The organism is Ruegeria sp. CDSC085 (genome assembly GCF_059610465.1).
The window spans coordinates 17,123-31,624 of sequence record NZ_JBXWNR010000018.1 but is presented as its reverse complement, the minus strand read 5'-3'; the positions used below and the strand labels follow the sequence as shown (position 1 = coordinate 31,624).

16 protein-coding genes are annotated in these 14,502 nt (G+C 57.8%); 12 read left to right on the top strand and 4 right to left on the bottom strand.

The window, feature by feature from the left end:
* Positions 1-477 precede the first annotated feature (477 nt).
* The gene (locus AC2FJB_RS19080; protein WP_496720137.1) at positions 478-2,055 is read right to left on the bottom strand and encodes a bifunctional metallophosphatase/5'-nucleotidase; all 1,578 of its coding nucleotides are present in this window, start codon (positions 2,053-2,055) and stop codon (positions 478-480) included.
* A gap of 107 nt (positions 2,056-2,162) precedes the next feature.
* On the opposite strand from AC2FJB_RS19080, the gene AC2FJB_RS19075 reads away from it, so the two are divergent.
* Genes AC2FJB_RS19075 through arsC form a run of 4 tightly spaced genes read left to right on the top strand, consistent with a single transcriptional unit; the run spans position 2,163 to position 4,322 of the window.
* Positions 2,163-2,501, top strand: coding sequence for a DUF952 domain-containing protein (locus AC2FJB_RS19075; RefSeq protein WP_117869535.1), 339 nt, complete (start codon positions 2,163-2,165; stop codon positions 2,499-2,501).
* On the top strand, positions 2,498-2,929 hold the full coding sequence (locus AC2FJB_RS19070; protein ID WP_496720139.1) for a DUF1330 domain-containing protein: 432 nt from the start codon (positions 2,498-2,500) through the stop codon (positions 2,927-2,929). Before AC2FJB_RS19075 ends, AC2FJB_RS19070 begins: the two co-directional genes overlap by 4 nt.
* Positions 2,926-3,984, top strand: coding sequence for a quinone-dependent dihydroorotate dehydrogenase (locus AC2FJB_RS19065; RefSeq protein ID WP_496720141.1), 1,059 nt, complete (start codon positions 2,926-2,928; stop codon positions 3,982-3,984). Before AC2FJB_RS19070 ends, AC2FJB_RS19065 begins: the two co-directional genes overlap by 4 nt.
* Entirely contained in the window at positions 3,981-4,322 is a 342-nt protein-coding gene (gene arsC / locus AC2FJB_RS19060; RefSeq protein WP_496720177.1) for an arsenate reductase (glutaredoxin), read from the top strand. The genes AC2FJB_RS19065 and arsC overlap by 4 nt, the downstream gene beginning before the upstream one ends.
* On the opposite strand, the gene AC2FJB_RS19055 is transcribed toward arsC, so the two are convergent.
* From AC2FJB_RS19055 to AC2FJB_RS19045, 3 genes are read right to left on the bottom strand one after another with little or no spacing between them, the layout of a single operon-like run.
* The gene (locus tag AC2FJB_RS19055; RefSeq protein ID WP_496720143.1) at positions 4,319-5,635 is read right to left on the bottom strand and encodes an MATE family efflux transporter; all 1,317 of its coding nucleotides are present in this window, start codon (positions 5,633-5,635) and stop codon (positions 4,319-4,321) included. The two genes, arsC and AC2FJB_RS19055, sit on opposite strands and share 4 nt — an antisense overlap.
* 2 nt (positions 5,636-5,637) lie before the next feature.
* A complete protein-coding gene (locus tag AC2FJB_RS19050) occupies positions 5,638-6,156 on the bottom strand; it encodes a PaaI family thioesterase (protein ID WP_117869539.1) in 519 nt (172 codons plus the stop codon).
* A 1-nt stretch (position 6,157) separates the two neighbouring features.
* The gene (locus AC2FJB_RS19045) at positions 6,158-6,577 is read right to left on the bottom strand and encodes a PaaI family thioesterase (protein ID WP_170347230.1); all 420 of its coding nucleotides are present in this window, start codon (positions 6,575-6,577) and stop codon (positions 6,158-6,160) included.
* Between the two features lie 115 nt (positions 6,578-6,692).
* Here AC2FJB_RS19045 and AC2FJB_RS19040 point away from each other — a divergent pair, with 115 nt between their 5' ends.
* The 8 genes from AC2FJB_RS19040 (at position 6,693) to AC2FJB_RS19005 (ending at position 14,501) form a co-directional block, all read left to right on the top strand.
* Positions 6,693-7,061: a MerR family transcriptional regulator gene (locus tag AC2FJB_RS19040; protein ID WP_117869541.1), complete on the top strand. Its 369-nt coding sequence runs from the start codon at positions 6,693-6,695 to the stop codon at positions 7,059-7,061.
* A gap of 269 nt (positions 7,062-7,330) precedes the next feature.
* Entirely contained in the window at positions 7,331-7,732 is a 402-nt protein-coding gene (locus AC2FJB_RS19035; RefSeq protein WP_117869542.1) for a MerR family transcriptional regulator, read from the top strand.
* Positions 7,733-7,774: 42 nt separating this feature from the next.
* Positions 7,775-9,556: an acyl-CoA dehydrogenase C-terminal domain-containing protein gene (locus tag AC2FJB_RS19030; protein ID WP_496720146.1), complete on the top strand. Its 1,782-nt coding sequence runs from the start codon at positions 7,775-7,777 to the stop codon at positions 9,554-9,556.
* A gap of 55 nt (positions 9,557-9,611) precedes the next feature.
* A complete protein-coding gene (locus tag AC2FJB_RS19025; protein WP_117869544.1) occupies positions 9,612-9,824 on the top strand; it encodes a hypothetical protein in 213 nt (70 codons plus the stop codon).
* Positions 9,825-9,957: 133 nt separating this feature from the next.
* Positions 9,958-10,596, top strand: coding sequence for a glutathione S-transferase family protein (locus AC2FJB_RS19020; RefSeq protein ID WP_496720148.1), 639 nt, complete (start codon positions 9,958-9,960; stop codon positions 10,594-10,596).
* 11 nt (positions 10,597-10,607) lie between these two features.
* Complete coding sequence (locus AC2FJB_RS19015; protein ID WP_496720150.1) at positions 10,608-11,819, top strand: acetyl-CoA C-acetyltransferase; 1,212 nt, start codon at positions 10,608-10,610, stop codon at positions 11,817-11,819.
* A complete protein-coding gene (locus tag AC2FJB_RS19010; RefSeq protein WP_496720152.1) occupies positions 11,819-12,307 on the top strand; it encodes a cupin domain-containing protein in 489 nt (162 codons plus the stop codon). The genes AC2FJB_RS19015 and AC2FJB_RS19010 overlap by 1 nt, the downstream gene beginning before the upstream one ends.
* Positions 12,300-14,501, top strand: a complete 2,202-nt coding sequence (locus AC2FJB_RS19005; RefSeq protein WP_496720154.1) for a 3-hydroxyacyl-CoA dehydrogenase NAD-binding domain-containing protein — start codon at positions 12,300-12,302, stop codon at positions 14,499-14,501. Before AC2FJB_RS19010 ends, AC2FJB_RS19005 begins: the two co-directional genes overlap by 8 nt.
* The last annotated feature ends 1 nt before the right edge of the window (position 14,502 follow it).

The following is a 14,502-nucleotide window of genomic DNA, read 5'->3' as shown; positions in this document are numbered from 1 at the left end:
GTGAGGCAGTAAGGAAAGCCTTGTCCACATTTCGTTGAAGCTTCGTGGACAAAGCCCGATGATCCGCTGCTTGCCCAGAAATTGGCGAGCGCGCTGATACACACGGGTCAGGTAACGCGTGATTTGGCTAATACCCGAAAAGGAAATAACAATTCCCAGTCCACCGGCACCTTGTGCGGGTCATGGGCGAGAGTAGGCCTGAGGGGAAAACTGGAGGTCAATTGCCCGGTTCACCACCCACAAACTGGCCTCAAACCCCAACAACCCGAAAGTGCCTGCAAAACGTGCAAAGGCTTACTGTCTCTAGGGGTTCGCCCAAGTCAATCAGGGGCTGGCGCGAGGTCGCGGATCAGATCAAACCGATGCTTGACGGCTTGGGCCCGGAACTCTGGCCGGAATACGACTTCAGCTGATCCGTTAGGAAACAAAAAAAGCCGCACCATAGCGATGCGGCTTTTGTTAATCCTGAAAGCAGAGTCACTTCTGCTTGATGCGCCCATCAACATAAGACTGATACGGAGCATTTGCCGCCAGGTATTCGGCAGTTACATCCGCAAGATCCGGACCGAAGTCATAGGCGTTCTTGTCGTCACCCTCGAACATCGCGTACCCATCACCACCGTTGCGGACGTAGTTATTGGTTACGACCAGGTAGGTTTTATTCGGGTCAATCGGAACAAAACCGTCGCCCTCGGCGACCATCACATCAATGATACGCCCTTCGTTCGGCGCAACACTGGGGTCCCAGGTAAAGCGCAGGCCGGCGACCTGAGGAAAACGCCCCTTCACGTCTTCCACCTGACTGACACCATTTTCAAGCGCGTCGATCACGGTCTGTCCGGTAATCTCAAAAGTTGACAGGGTGTTCTGGAACGGCAACACGGTCAGCACTTCGCCCATGGTCACATCTCCGGGATCGATAGACGCCCTCAAACCACCCGAGTTTGCAATGGCAATCTGTACACCCTGATCGGCAACCCGCGCCAGCATCGCATCAGCAACAAGATTGCCCATCTGGCATTCCTGCACACGACACACAGCGCGATCGCCTTCGATGACTTCAGCCGTGCTTGCAACAACCTTGTTTCGGATTTCATCCAGAGGCACGGCCAGTTCCGCGATCCGGTCCAATGCGGCCTGATCCTCGGTCACAGTGTTGTCCATGATCAAAGGTTCACCAACGGCTTCAACCACATTGCCGTCATCATCAAACGTGACGTTCAATTCGCCCAGAAATTTGCCGTAGGCATACGCCTGAACGATCTGCACACCTTTGACCACCGTAGGATACGGGCCAACAGCCTTGTCTGACGCATTCGAAAGATAGGTATTCGAATGGCCGCCGACGATTACATCGACCCCGCTTGTCTCTGCCGCGACACGCTGGTCGACGCCATAGCCCGAATGGCTGAGCACGATGATCTTGTTGACACCTTCGCCCGTCAGCCTGTCGACCTCGGCCTGCACCGCCGGTACCGGGTCTGAAAAGGTCACGTTGGGACCGGGCGACGCAAGTTCATGCGTATCGATCGGCGTAAGCCCGATCAGGCCAATCTGTTCGCCACCCACCTCGATCACAGTAGATTTCTTGATGTGGTCAGTCAGAAGTTCTTCGTCGCGAATATCGGCATTGGACATCAAGACCGGGAAATCGACCGAGTCGATAAAGCCACGCAACACTTCCGGGCCATCGTCAAACTCGTGATTGCCCACGGTCATGGCGTCATAGCCCAGCTTGTTCATGAACTCGGCAGCGACTTTTCCCTTGTAGTACGTGTAGAAAAGAGACCCCTGAAACTGATCACCACCGTCCACCAGAATCGAATTGTCGGCACGTTCACGTGCTTCGTCTATGGCAGTGACCAGGCGCGCCGATCCACCAAAGCACTTTCCTTCGGCATTGTCTTCTGCGTCGCATCCGCTGTCGTATTTATTGATCGGCTCGAAACGCGAATGAAAATCGTTGGTGTGCAATATTGTCAACTTGTAGTCGGCTGCCGCAACACCAGCGGTCAGGCCCAGAACCGCAACTGAAGTCAAAATTCGGGTCTGCATTATGGTACTCCCAGTTGTTATTTGTGGTGATCGTGCGCGCATGACGACAGAGAGTCAAAGAAGAAATCCGACTTGATTCCATCTTCGGCGCGGGGCATCAGGTCCGTATGCTGATTTACAAGATTTTCCGAGCCGAAGAGTGGGCCGCCCTGCAAAACCAGGGCGCCTCAGACGGCGCACCGATTGATGTCGCTGACGGGTTTGTCCACTTTTCCACCGCTGAACAAGCCGCTGAAACCGCAGCCAAGCATTTTGCCGGTGTCGATGGGCTGACTGTGTTGGCCTGTGACGCAGATGCGATGGGCGACGACCTGAAATGGGAGGTCTCGCGCGGCGGTGCCCTGTTCCCGCATCTCTATCGCCAGATCCGGATGAGAGATGTTGTCTGGTCACGCCCTCTGGCTTTTGACGGCACCGCGCACCAGTTCCCCGAGGACATGTCATGACATCCTATATCGACCCGGACCGCGACCAGTTCGAGGCCTTCAAGGCATTGGATCGGGACCGGCCGATCGAAATGCTCAATCTGGTAAAGTTTCGGGCCAAGGCGCAGTACCCAACCGCGCATGAACTGGCAAATGCGGGACTGACCGGAGCGCAAGCCTATCAGAACTACGGAGCTGAAACCGCTCCGATCATTGAACTTATCGGGGCGACCATCCTCTGGCGTGGGGTGTTTGAATCAACCCTCATCGGGCCATCGGATGAAACATGGGATGCCGTCTTTGTTGCGCGCTACCCGACTACACATGCGTTTCTTGAAATGGTAACGGACCCGGTCTATCGGGCGGCCGTAATCCATCGTCAGGCTGCGGTGGAAACGTCGCGCCTGATCCGATGCGGTTCAGGTGAAGCCGGGACGGCGTTCGGATGAAACTGACAGAAAAACTGGGGCTGGCCGCCCTGCACCGCATGGACCCCGAGACCGCCCACGGGATGTCGATCAAGGCATTGAAGTCCAGACTCGCGCCCGCGCCAGGGCCGGTGACAACACCGCGCCTGAAAACCGTCGTTGCCGGGCTGGCCCTGCCGAACCCGGTTGGGCTGGCCGCCGGGTTCGACAAAAATGGCGAGGTTTTGACCCCGCTGTCCCGCGCCGGGTTCGGTTTTGTCGAGGTCGGGGCGGTCACGCCGCGTCCGCAGCCGGGGAACCCCAAACCCCGCCTGTTTCGACTGACCGAGGACAGGGCAGCCATCAACCGCTTTGGATTCAACAATGAAGGCATGGAGGTGATGGCCAAACGGCTGGCAGACCGTCCCAAAGACGCGGTCATCGGCCTGAATCTTGGGGCCAACAAGGACAGCGAAGACCGTGCCGGCGATTTTGTCAAAGTGCTGGCCCATTGTGCCGAACATCTGGATTTTGCAACCGTCAACGTGTCATCCCCGAATACGGAAAAGCTGCGGGATTTGCAGGGCAAAGCCGCACTCACCGCATTGTTGAGCGGTGTGATCGAGACGCGTGATGCGCTGCCGCGCCCGCTGCCGATCTTCCTGAAAATTGCACCGGATCTCACCGAGGCGGAATTGCAGGACATCGCCGAGGTCGCCCGCGAAACCCGGGTGGACGCTGTGATCGCCACCAACACCACCCTGTCCCGCGACGGTCTGCGCAGCGTACACAAAGACGAAACCGGTGGTTTGTCGGGCGCCCCGCTGTTTGAAAAATCCACCCGCGTACTGGCTCGGCTGAGCAAATTGACGGGCGGGGATATCCCCCTGATAGGCGTTGGCGGCATCAGCAATGCCGAGCAGGCCTACGCCAAGATCTGTGCCGGGGCATCGGCTGTGCAGTTCTATACTGCGATGGTGTATGGCGGCATTTCCCTGGCGGCTGACATCGCTGAAGGGCTGGATGACTTGCTGGCTCGTGACGGTTTTGACACCGTATCGCAAGCTGTCGGCAGCAAACGAGAGGATTGGCTGTGATCGAATACTGGCACAACCCCCGCTGTTCCAAATCCCGCGCCGGACTGGCACTGTTGGAAGAAAACGGTGCGCAGATCACCGTTCGAAAGTACCTGGAAGACGCGCCTTCAATCGCCGAACTTCGCGCCGCACAATCCGCCCTAGGGCTGCCACCCATCGAAATGATACGCAGAGGCGAAAAACGGTTCAAGGAATTGGGGCTGAGCAAAACCTCGCCCGACGAAGACCTGATCCGTGCCATAGCCGAAAACCCGATCCTGATCGAGCGGCCTCTTGCAATTGCCGGAGACAAAGCCGCCATCGGACGTCCACCAGAGAACCTTTTGACGCTGCTCTAGGACACCTGTGCCTCAAGCTTGGGATAGCGCCAGCCCATTGTCACCCCACGTGCAATATTGAGCACCATCAACGCGGCCCACAGGCCGTGATTGCCGAAACTCGGCACCAGTATGAAAAGTGCGACCACATAGATCGCCACTGACTGAATCATCGCATTGCGCATGGCGCGGGTCCAGGTGGCACCGATGTAGATACCGTCGAACATCCAGCTTGCCACTCCGATCACCGGAGCAATCGCTGCCCAGAAGAGAAACTCACGCCCGGCCTCGCGTACCTGCTGTGAGGTTGACATCAGGTCGATCAGCGCCGGGCCGGCTAAGAAGAAAAACGCTCCCAGCAACAGCGCCCCCCCAACACCCCATTGTGAGGCCATGACAGAAGCGCGACGCACCTGATACCTGTCTCTGGCCCCGACTGCGCCTCCGACCAGCGCTTCCGCGGAAAAGGCAAACCCATCAAGCGCAAAGGCCGTGATTTCAAGAAATTGAAGCAAGACCTGATTGGCGGCCAGATTCACGTCACCCAGATCCGAGCCAACAAAAAGGAATGTGGTGAACGATCCGGTCAACAGAACGGAACGCAGCATGATATCACCGTTGACCTGCAACATGCGCCGCAGCCGGGCAGCATCGAAAACCCGCGCCCAATCGCGCCAGATTCCGTCTGCGAACCCATCCCGGCAAAGCCATAACCCCAATGCCAATCCTGTCCATTCTGCAATCAGGGTGGCAATGGCTACTCCCTCGACCCCCCAGCCAAGTCCAAGAACGAACCACAGGTCGAGAACGATATTCAACCCATTCATCCAGACCTGAAGGACGAACACGCCGCGCGCACGCTCGACGGCAATCAGCCAGCCGGTAACAGCATATAATGCAATGGTGGCAGGTGCCCCCCAGATGCGAATCTCCAGATAGGATCGGGTCAGGGCTTCGACTTCGGGGCTTGCCGGGGAAAGCGCGAAGGCACCGGCAAAAACAGCCACTTGCGCAAGGATGAAGAACAGCCCTGCCGCGCCACCCAGCATCAGGCCCCGCATCAGCAACGCCCGGGTTTCAACGATGTCACCTGCCCCGCGTGCCTGCGCCGCCATCCCGGTGGTTCCCATCCGCAGGAAACCGAAGATCCAATAGACAGTGGACAGAATCACAGCGCCGATGCCGACCGCCCCGATTGGGGCCGCCTCGCCCATCTGACCGACTACGCCCGTATCCACCGCACCAAGTATGGGAACAGTGGCATTCGACAGGACGATCGGCACCGCGATCTTCAACACCCGTCTATGCGTGATGGGCGCCGAGGCGTCCTGCATGGTCAGCTCTGATCTCTGGGGGGTTGCGGCATCAGGAAATGCCCGGAAGCCTGCGCAAACAGTTTCGCATGATTGTCCTGCCAGGCTTCAACCCGAACCGAGGCATAACGCCGCCCGGATCTGCTGATGAAGGCCCTTGCATATGCGTCCCGTGGAAGGCCCGAGCGCAGATAATCGACGGTAAAGTCGATGGTCTTCGGAAAGCGGATATTCGGGTCGGTCACAATGGCCTCTCCGTCGATCTCGCCACTTTCGATGCGCGGAAAAAAATGTTCCCAACTAAGGGTAATGACAGCGGTCACTTCGAGGAATGCCGCGGTTACACCGCCATGAATCGCAGGCAGGAACGGGTTGCCAATCAACTTGTCATCGAAGTTCAGAACACCGGTCAGTTCATCCCCGCGCCGGTCGAAGCTGATATTGAGAAAGCGGATGTAAGGCACACCGTCAACCAGCGCACGCAACGCTGCATCGCGTCGCTGCTTGACCACCTGCATTGGTTCGGGACGAGGTCTTGCCATGTTATTTCCCCTCAACCGTAAAGGATCCAGAGGCAGTGGCCACCGGCAGGTCCTTGTCGTCGTCCATAGCCGTCGCTCGTACAAAAGCCACGTTCCGCGTGATGTGATAGCAGACGGCGTGCGCTGTGACCGTTTGACCCGGTGTCGCCGCGCGCATGTAGTCAATTCGCAGATCGATCGTGGCTGTCCCGCCGGGGGCCGACGGGTGGCTCATCACTGCAGCACCGCAGCATGTGTCCAGAATTGTGGAAATCGCCCCGCCGTGAATCACCCCTGTGCGCGGATCACCGATCAGATCCTCATTGTAGGGCAACGTGATTTCTGCCTCGCCCTCGCCGATCTGCGTGAGCTTGAGGTTCAATGCCCGCGCGTGGGGGATCGCCTCGATAAACTGGCGGGCTAAAACTGTCTTGTCGACCATATGTTTGCGTCCTGTTCTCTGCCCGTCCTTTATGAGCCGCTGTTTCCGCAAAGGGCAAGCCCACCTGTTGCGCTTGGGATCGGGACCGCCTAGGTTGCTGACAAGGAGATCGGGAATGTCCAACAACCGTTTGTCATTCAAAGAGATGTGCGCCGAGTTCGACGTAACCCCGCGCACTCTGCGCTATTACGAATACATCGAACTTTTGCAACCGGACCGTGAAGGTCGGTCGCGGTTTTACGGCCCGCGAGAATGCGCGCGGATGAAGCTGATCATGCGCGGGCGCAAGTTCGGATTTCCTCTGGAAGAAATTCGTCAATGGCTTTTGATCTACGAGGATCAGGGCAATGAAGCTCAAATGGCTACTTTCGTCGAGATGGCGGACCGCCAGATGAGCGAGCTTCAGCAGCAGCGCCAGCAACTGGATGAAGCCATGGACGAACTCAAGCGTCTGCGCGACCAGACGGCCAAATCTTTGGGATAACCGCCGCTCCCATTCCGCATATCCAAAATGATCACTCCGAACCCGCGCAAGCATGTGCGCAGTGTTCCGCCATTGCGACGGTTTTGGCGGGAAAACCCGCTTGACGTTGCGGAAAGAAAATTGCGTCAAACCTTGCTTACGTGACCGGATGTTACGTCAACTTGGAAATGACGCAGCGTCTGGATTACGTAAACGTCACTCTCATGTTGTAAAGCGCACACCAACTGCGCAACTCATATCTCATGACGCCAGTGACGAGAGTATGACGAATGACCGAAGATGTGATGACCATCCGCGAGATGTGCGAGACCTATGATGTCACACCACGCACCTTGCGGTTCTATGAGGCCAAGGAACTTCTGTTCCCGATCCGTGAAGGCCAGAAACGTCTGTTCACCAAGCGTGATCGGGCGCGGCTCAAACTGATCCTGCGCGGCAAACGATTTGGGTTCAGCCTCGAAGAAATTCGGCAACTGCTGGATTTGTACCATGTCGGCGACCAGCAGGTCACTCAGATGACCCGCACCTATGAAATCGCGTGCGAGCGTCTGGAGGACATGGAATCGCGCCGCGAAGAGCTGACACAAGCCATCGACGATCTGAAAGAGCAGTTGCGCTGGGGCGAGAAAGTCATCGCCTCGATGAAACAGGAAAAGAAGGCAGCCGAGTAACCTCGACCTGTCATCCGGACATATGAATTAAGGGAGCTTCACATGCCCGTTTACAACGCGCCAATCAAAGACATGCAGTTCATCCTGCACACCGTACTGAATGTCTCGCAGTCGGATATCCCCGGCTACAACGAACTGGAAGCCGAGTTTACCGGTGCGGTTCTGGAAGAAGCCGGCAAGGTTGCCACCAATGTTCTGCATCCGCTGAACGTTGTCGGCGACACCGAAGGATGCCGGTTGGAAAACGGCATTGTGTACACCCCGACCGGGTTCAAAGACGCCTTCGAGCAGATGAAGGAAGGTGGCTGGACTGGCCTCGACATGCCGGAAGAGTATGGCGGTCAGAACATGCCCTATGTGCTGGGGACCGCCGTGGGCGAGATGTTCTCGGGCTCCAACCAGGCTTTCACAATGTACCAGGGCCTGACGCACGGTGCTGCCTCGGCGATTCTGGCGCACGGAACGGACGATCAGAAGAACACGTACCTGCCCAATATGGTCAGCTGTGAATGGACAGGCACCATGAACCTGACCGAGCCGCATTGCGGCACCGATCTAGGCCTGATGCGCACCAAGGCCGAGCCGCAGGGCGATGGCAGCTACAAGATCACCGGCCAAAAGATCTTTATCTCGTCGGGCGATCACGACATGGCAGACAACATCATCCATCTGGTGCTGGCAAAAATTCCCGGCGGCCCCGAGGGTATCAAGGGTGTCTCGCTGTTCATCGTCCCCAAGTTCATCGTCAACGAAGACGGCTCCCTGGGTGAGCGCAACGGAGTCTCGGTCGGCAAGATCGAAGAGAAAATGGGCATCCACGGAAACTCGACCTGCGTCATGAACTATGACGAGGCCACCGGCAGGCTGTTGGGAGAAGAACACAAAGGCATGCGCGCCATGTTCACCATGATGAACGAAGCGCGTTTGGGTGTGGGCATGCAAGGCCTGTCTCAGGCCGAAGCTGCGTATCAAAATGCTGTCGAATACGCAAAGGATCGCTTGCAAGGCCGCGATGTTACTGGCGCAAAGAACCCGGACGGCCCCGCCGATCCGCTGATCGTTCACCCTGACATCCGGCGAAACCTGATGGACCAGAAAAGCTTCACCGAAGGTGCACGCGCATTCATTCTGTGGGGTGCCACGATGATCGACAAGGCGCACCGGTCGGGCGACAAGGATGCAGACGGCCTGATTTCGCTGTTGACCCCGGTCATCAAAGGATTCCTTACAGACGAGGGCTATGACATGACCGTTCAGGCCCAGCAGGTCTATGGCGGCCATGGCTACATCGAGGAATGGGGCATGTCGCAATATACCCGCGACGCCCGGATCGCCATGATCTACGAAGGCGCCAACGGCGTTCAGGCGCTCGACCTGGTGGGCCGCAAACTGGCACAGGACGGCGGCAAGCACGTCATGGCCTTCTTCGACATGGTCAAAACCTTCTGCAAGGAAAACTCCGGTAAGAATGAAGCCTATGACAAGGCCTTCATCGAACCGCTGAAAACCGCGTCAAAGGATCTTCAAGCCGCTGGCATGTACTTCATGCAAGAAGGCATGAAGAACCCCAACAACGCTCTGTCCGGTTCGTATGACTTCATGCACATGTTCGGCCATGTTTGCCTGGGCCTGATGTGGGCGCAGATGGCCAAAGCCGCGCAAGAGGCTTTGGACGGTGGTGCGTCGGACAAAGCGTTCTACGAAACCAAGATCGACACCGGCCGCTTCTACATGGCCCGCCGTCTGCCCGCCACAGCGATGCATCTTGCACGCATCCAGACCGGCGCGGACACGGTAATGGTACTGGACGCTGCGAATTTCTGATCACAGTCTGGGTTCGGGTAACATTGCCCAGACCCAGCCTTTCGAAGGAAACCACATGCCGAAACGTTTTCGCCTGACCCGCCGCTTTCCGATCGCAATGACCGAGGACGGGTACCGCAAGCTCAAAGCGTTCGCGCGCGAGGCCGGCCTGGACGAAGGCGAGGCACTTTCGTTTCTGTTCGAGAATTTCAACAGTGTAATTGATGAGGAGAACCTGACCCACCGCCTACGCATCTTCAATTCCGAGCTTGAGGCGCGGAAACGTTAACAAAACCAGCCACCTGATCTCGGGTGGGCGTTTTTTCAGAAAGACGAACTCCAAGGGCGCTGCCTATTAGTTGGTCTTTCTCGAAATACGCGAATGTCGACTTCGTACCATGCGCCTTGGGAGGGGTGAGCACATGTCCATCAAACTTCATTGCTTCGGAGAAAGTGGGAACAGCTACAAGGCTGCTTTGGCACTGGAAATGTCCAGTTTGGAGTGGGAACCGGTCTTCGTCGACTTCTTCAAAGGTGTAACCCGCACGCCTGAGTATCGCGCCGAAGTGAATGAAATGGGCGAAGTACCTTTTCTGATCGACGGCGATTTTCGCACCAGCCAATCCGGCGCCATCCAGGCCTATGTGACTGAGAAGTCCGGCAAGTTCGGCGGTAAGGACCGGGAAGAGAACTATGACATTCTGCGCTGGGTGCTTTGGGACAATCACAAGCTCAGCTCGATGGCGGGCCTGACCCGGTTCCTGATCAACTTTCTGCCCGAACAGCATCGCAACCCGGATGTGATCGCCTTCAACCAGGGCCGCCTGAAGGCTGCCTATCAGGTGCTGAACGCGCATCTGGAAGGCCGAGACTGGATCGTTGGTGACGGCGTGACCAACGCCGACCTTAGCTGCTGCGGCTATCTCTATTACCCAGAACCTTTCGGCTTTGATCGTGCCGACTGGCCCCATATCGACGCCTGGCTTTCTCGCCTGTCCGAGCAGCCCGGCTGGAAACACCCCTATGACCTGATGCCCGGCAACCCGTCGGATCGAGCTTGAGGAGAAGACCCATGACCGAAGCATATATTTATGACGCCCTGCGCACACCGCGCGGCAAGGGCCGCAAGGATGGCAGCCTGCACGAGGTAACCTCGGTGCGCCTGTCCGCCCTGACCCTGAACGCGATGAAAGAACGCAACAACCTTGAAGGGCACGCCGTCGAGGACGTGATCTGGGGTAACGTCACGCAGGTGATGGAACAAGGCGGCTGTCTGGCACGCTCGGCGGTCCTGGCCTCGGATCTGGACCAGTCGATCCCCGGCCTGGCGATCAACCGCTTCTGCGCGAGCGGAATGGAAGCAGTGAATTTGGCGGCAAACCAGGTCAAAGGCGGCGCAGGCGACGCTTACATCGCAGGTGGCGTTGAGATGATGGGTCGTGTTCCAATGGGCAGCGATGGCGCGGCGATTGCCGTTGACCCCTCTCTGGCGATGGAAACCTACTTCGTGCCGCAGGGTATCTCGGCCGACATCATTGCGACGGAATATGGGTTCAGCCGCGATGACGCAGACGCTCTGGCGGTTGAATCGCAAAAGCGCGCGGCCGAAGCTTGGGCCGACAACCGGTTCGAAAAGTCGGTCATCACCGTCAAGGATCAGAACGGCCTGCCCATTCTGGACCGTGACGAATACATGCGCCCCGGCACCGACATGCAAAGCCTTGGCGCACTGAACCCGTCCTTCCAGATGATGGGCGAACAGATGCCCGGCTTCGACAAGGTAGCAATGTTGAAATACCCGCACCTTGAGCGGATCAATCACATCCACCACGCGGGCAACAGCTCGGGTATCGTGGATGGTGCGGCTGCGGTCTTGATCGGCAACAAGGAATTCGGCGAGAAATATGGCCTGAAACCGCGCGCCCGCATCAAGGCCACCGCCAAGATCGGCACCGACCCGACCATCATGCTGACCGGCCCGGTTCCTGTGACCGAGAAGATCTTGTCTGACAACGGCATGAAGATCAGCGATCTGGACCTGTTCGAGGTCAACGAAGCCTTTGCCTCGGTCGTGCTGCGGTTCCAGCAGGCATTCGATGTCGATCCCGCCCTGGTCAATGTCAACGGCGGCTCGATCGCGATGGGACACCCGCTGGGCGCAACCGGTGCGATTATCATCGGCACTTTGCTGGATGAACTGGAGCGTCAGGACAAGGAAACCGGTCTGGCCACGCTCTGCATTGCGTCCGGCATGGGTGCGGCAACGATTATCGAGCGCGTATGATGCCCAAACTGGATCTTTCACAGATACCGTTCAAGGGCGGCTCGTCCTACCCCGGCAGGCTGGCCGAGGCGACTGCGGGTCGTTTCATTCAGCGGATCGGGGATGCGGGCGGCCTGACCCAATACGGGGTCAACATCGTGCGGCTTGAACCGCAGGGCCTGTCTTCGCTGCGCCACTACCACATGGAGCAGGACGAATTTGCCATCATGCTCAGTGGCACCTGCGTGCTGATCGATGACGATGGTGAGCATGTGATGTTGCCCGGCGATTGCGCCGCTTGGCCCGCAGGTGAGGCCAATGGCCATCATCTGGTGAACAAATCCGATGCGCCCGCAACCTTTTTGGTTGTGGGCACGCGAACCCCGACCGAGACCGGCTTTTACAGCGACATAGACATGATGGTGAAGGATGATGAGAACGGTTTCTCCTTCACCCGCAAGGACGGCAGCCCGCTGACGGCTGACCAGATTGGAGATGACAATGACTGATTTCACTCTGACCAAAGACGCGGACGGCGTCGCCTTTGTTACCTGGGACGCCCAGGGAAAATCCATGAACGTGCTGACCCGCGAAGCTTTTCAAGAAGTCAGCCAACTGATTGATCAGGCCCTGAGCGACGACGAGATCAAAGGTATTGTCATCACCTCGGGCAAGGAAGGCTCTTTTGCCGGCGGCATGGACCTGAATACACTGGCGACTATCCGTCAGGAAGCGGGTGACGAACCCGCACAGGCATTGTTTGATTTCGTCATGGGCGGGCACCACATCCTGCGCAAGCTGGAATTGGCGGGCATGGACCCCAAGACCAAGAAAGGCGGCAAACCCATCGCCTGCGCGATCAACGGAACTTGCGCCGGGATCGGGACCGAGATCGCACTGGCCTGTCATCACCGAGTTATGACCAGCAACCCAAAGTCCAAGATCGGTCTGCCTGAGATCCTGCTGGGCATCTTCCCCGGCGGAGGTGGCACCATCCGTTACAGCCGCATGGTTGGTGCAATGGCGGCGGCCCCCGTACTGCTTGAAGGCAAGATGATGGACCCGGCCAAAGCCAAGGGCGCACAGTTGATCGATGCAGTTGCAGACGATCCGGTTGCCGCAGCCAAAGAATGGGTTCTGAATGCCAAGGACGCTGATCTGGTGAAACCCTGGGACGCGAAGGGCTACAAGATGCCCGGTGGCGCGCCTTACCACCCTGCCGGATTCATGACCTTCGTGGGCGCAAGCGCCATGGTTCACGGAAAAACTCAAGGCGCCTTCCCTGCGGCCAAAGCCCTTCTGAGCGCGATCTATGAAGGCGCGCTGGTTGATTTTGACACCGCTTTGAAAATCGAAGCCCGCTGGTTCACCAACGTTCTGATGAACCCCTCCTCGTCGGCGATGATCCGGACACTGTTCCTCAACAAGGAAGCGCTTGAAAAAGGCGCGGTCCGTCCGAAAGGCGTGCCCGATCAGCGCGTCAAGAAAATCGGCGTTCTTGGCGCTGGCATGATGGGGGCCGGTATTGCACTGGTTTCTGCCCAAGCTGGCATGGAAGTCGTTCTGATCGACCGCGATCAGGAAGCGGCCGACAAAGGCAAAGCTTATACCGAAACCTATCTGGACAAGGGTATCAAGCGCGGCAAGGTCACGGCTGAAAAGAAAGAGGCCATGCTGGCGCGCATCACGGCGACACCGGATCTGGACCATCTGAAAGGGTGTGACCTGATTATTGAAGCCGTGTTTGAAGACATTGGCGTAAAGGCCGAGATGACCAAAAAGGTCGAGGCGATCATCCCGGAAGATTGCATCTTTGCCTCGAACACGTCGACCCTGCCGATCTCGGATCTGGCCAAGGCAAGCGTGCGTCCGGAACAATTCATCGGCATCCACTTCTTCTCGCCGGTCGAGAAGATGTTGCTGGTCGAGATCATCAAGGGCAAGGAAACCGGTGATCGCGCGGTGGCCAAGGCACTGGACTATGTGCGCCAGATCCGCAAGACACCCATCGTCGTCAACGACGCCCGCTTCTTCTACGCCAACCGCTGCATCATTCCGTACATCAACGAAGGCGTGCGGATGATCGCCGAGGGTGTAAACCCTGTGCTGATCGACAACGCGGCGCGCCAGCTGGGCTTCCCGGTGGGGCCGATACAGCTGACCGACGAAACCTCGATTGATCTGGGTGCCAAGATCGCCCGTGCGACCAAGGCAGCCATGGGCGATGCCTATCCGGAAAGCCCCTCGGACGATCTGATCTTCTGGATGGAAGAACAGGGCCGTCTGGGGCGCAAGGCGAATGCCGGCTTCTTCGTCTATGACGAAAAGGGCAAACGCGTCGAATACTGGAAGGGTCTTCAGGAAAAATATCCACTTGCCAAAGACCAGCCCGACCTGATCGAAGTACAGGAGCGTCTGATGTTCGCGCAGGTTCTGGAAGCGGTTCGGGCGCTGAAAGAAGGCGTGCTGGAAGACATCCGTGAGGGCGATGTGGGCGCCATTCTGGGCTGGGGCTTTGCGCCGTGGTCCGGTGGTCCGCTCAGCTGGCTCGACATCATCGGCACACCCTATGCAGCCGAACGATGTGATCAGCTGGCCGAGAAATATGGCGAACGCTTTGCCTGCCCGTCGCTGCTGCGTGAGATGGCCGAGAAGGGTCAAACCTTCTACGGGCGCTTCAACCCCGAAGCAAAGGCTGCCTGAA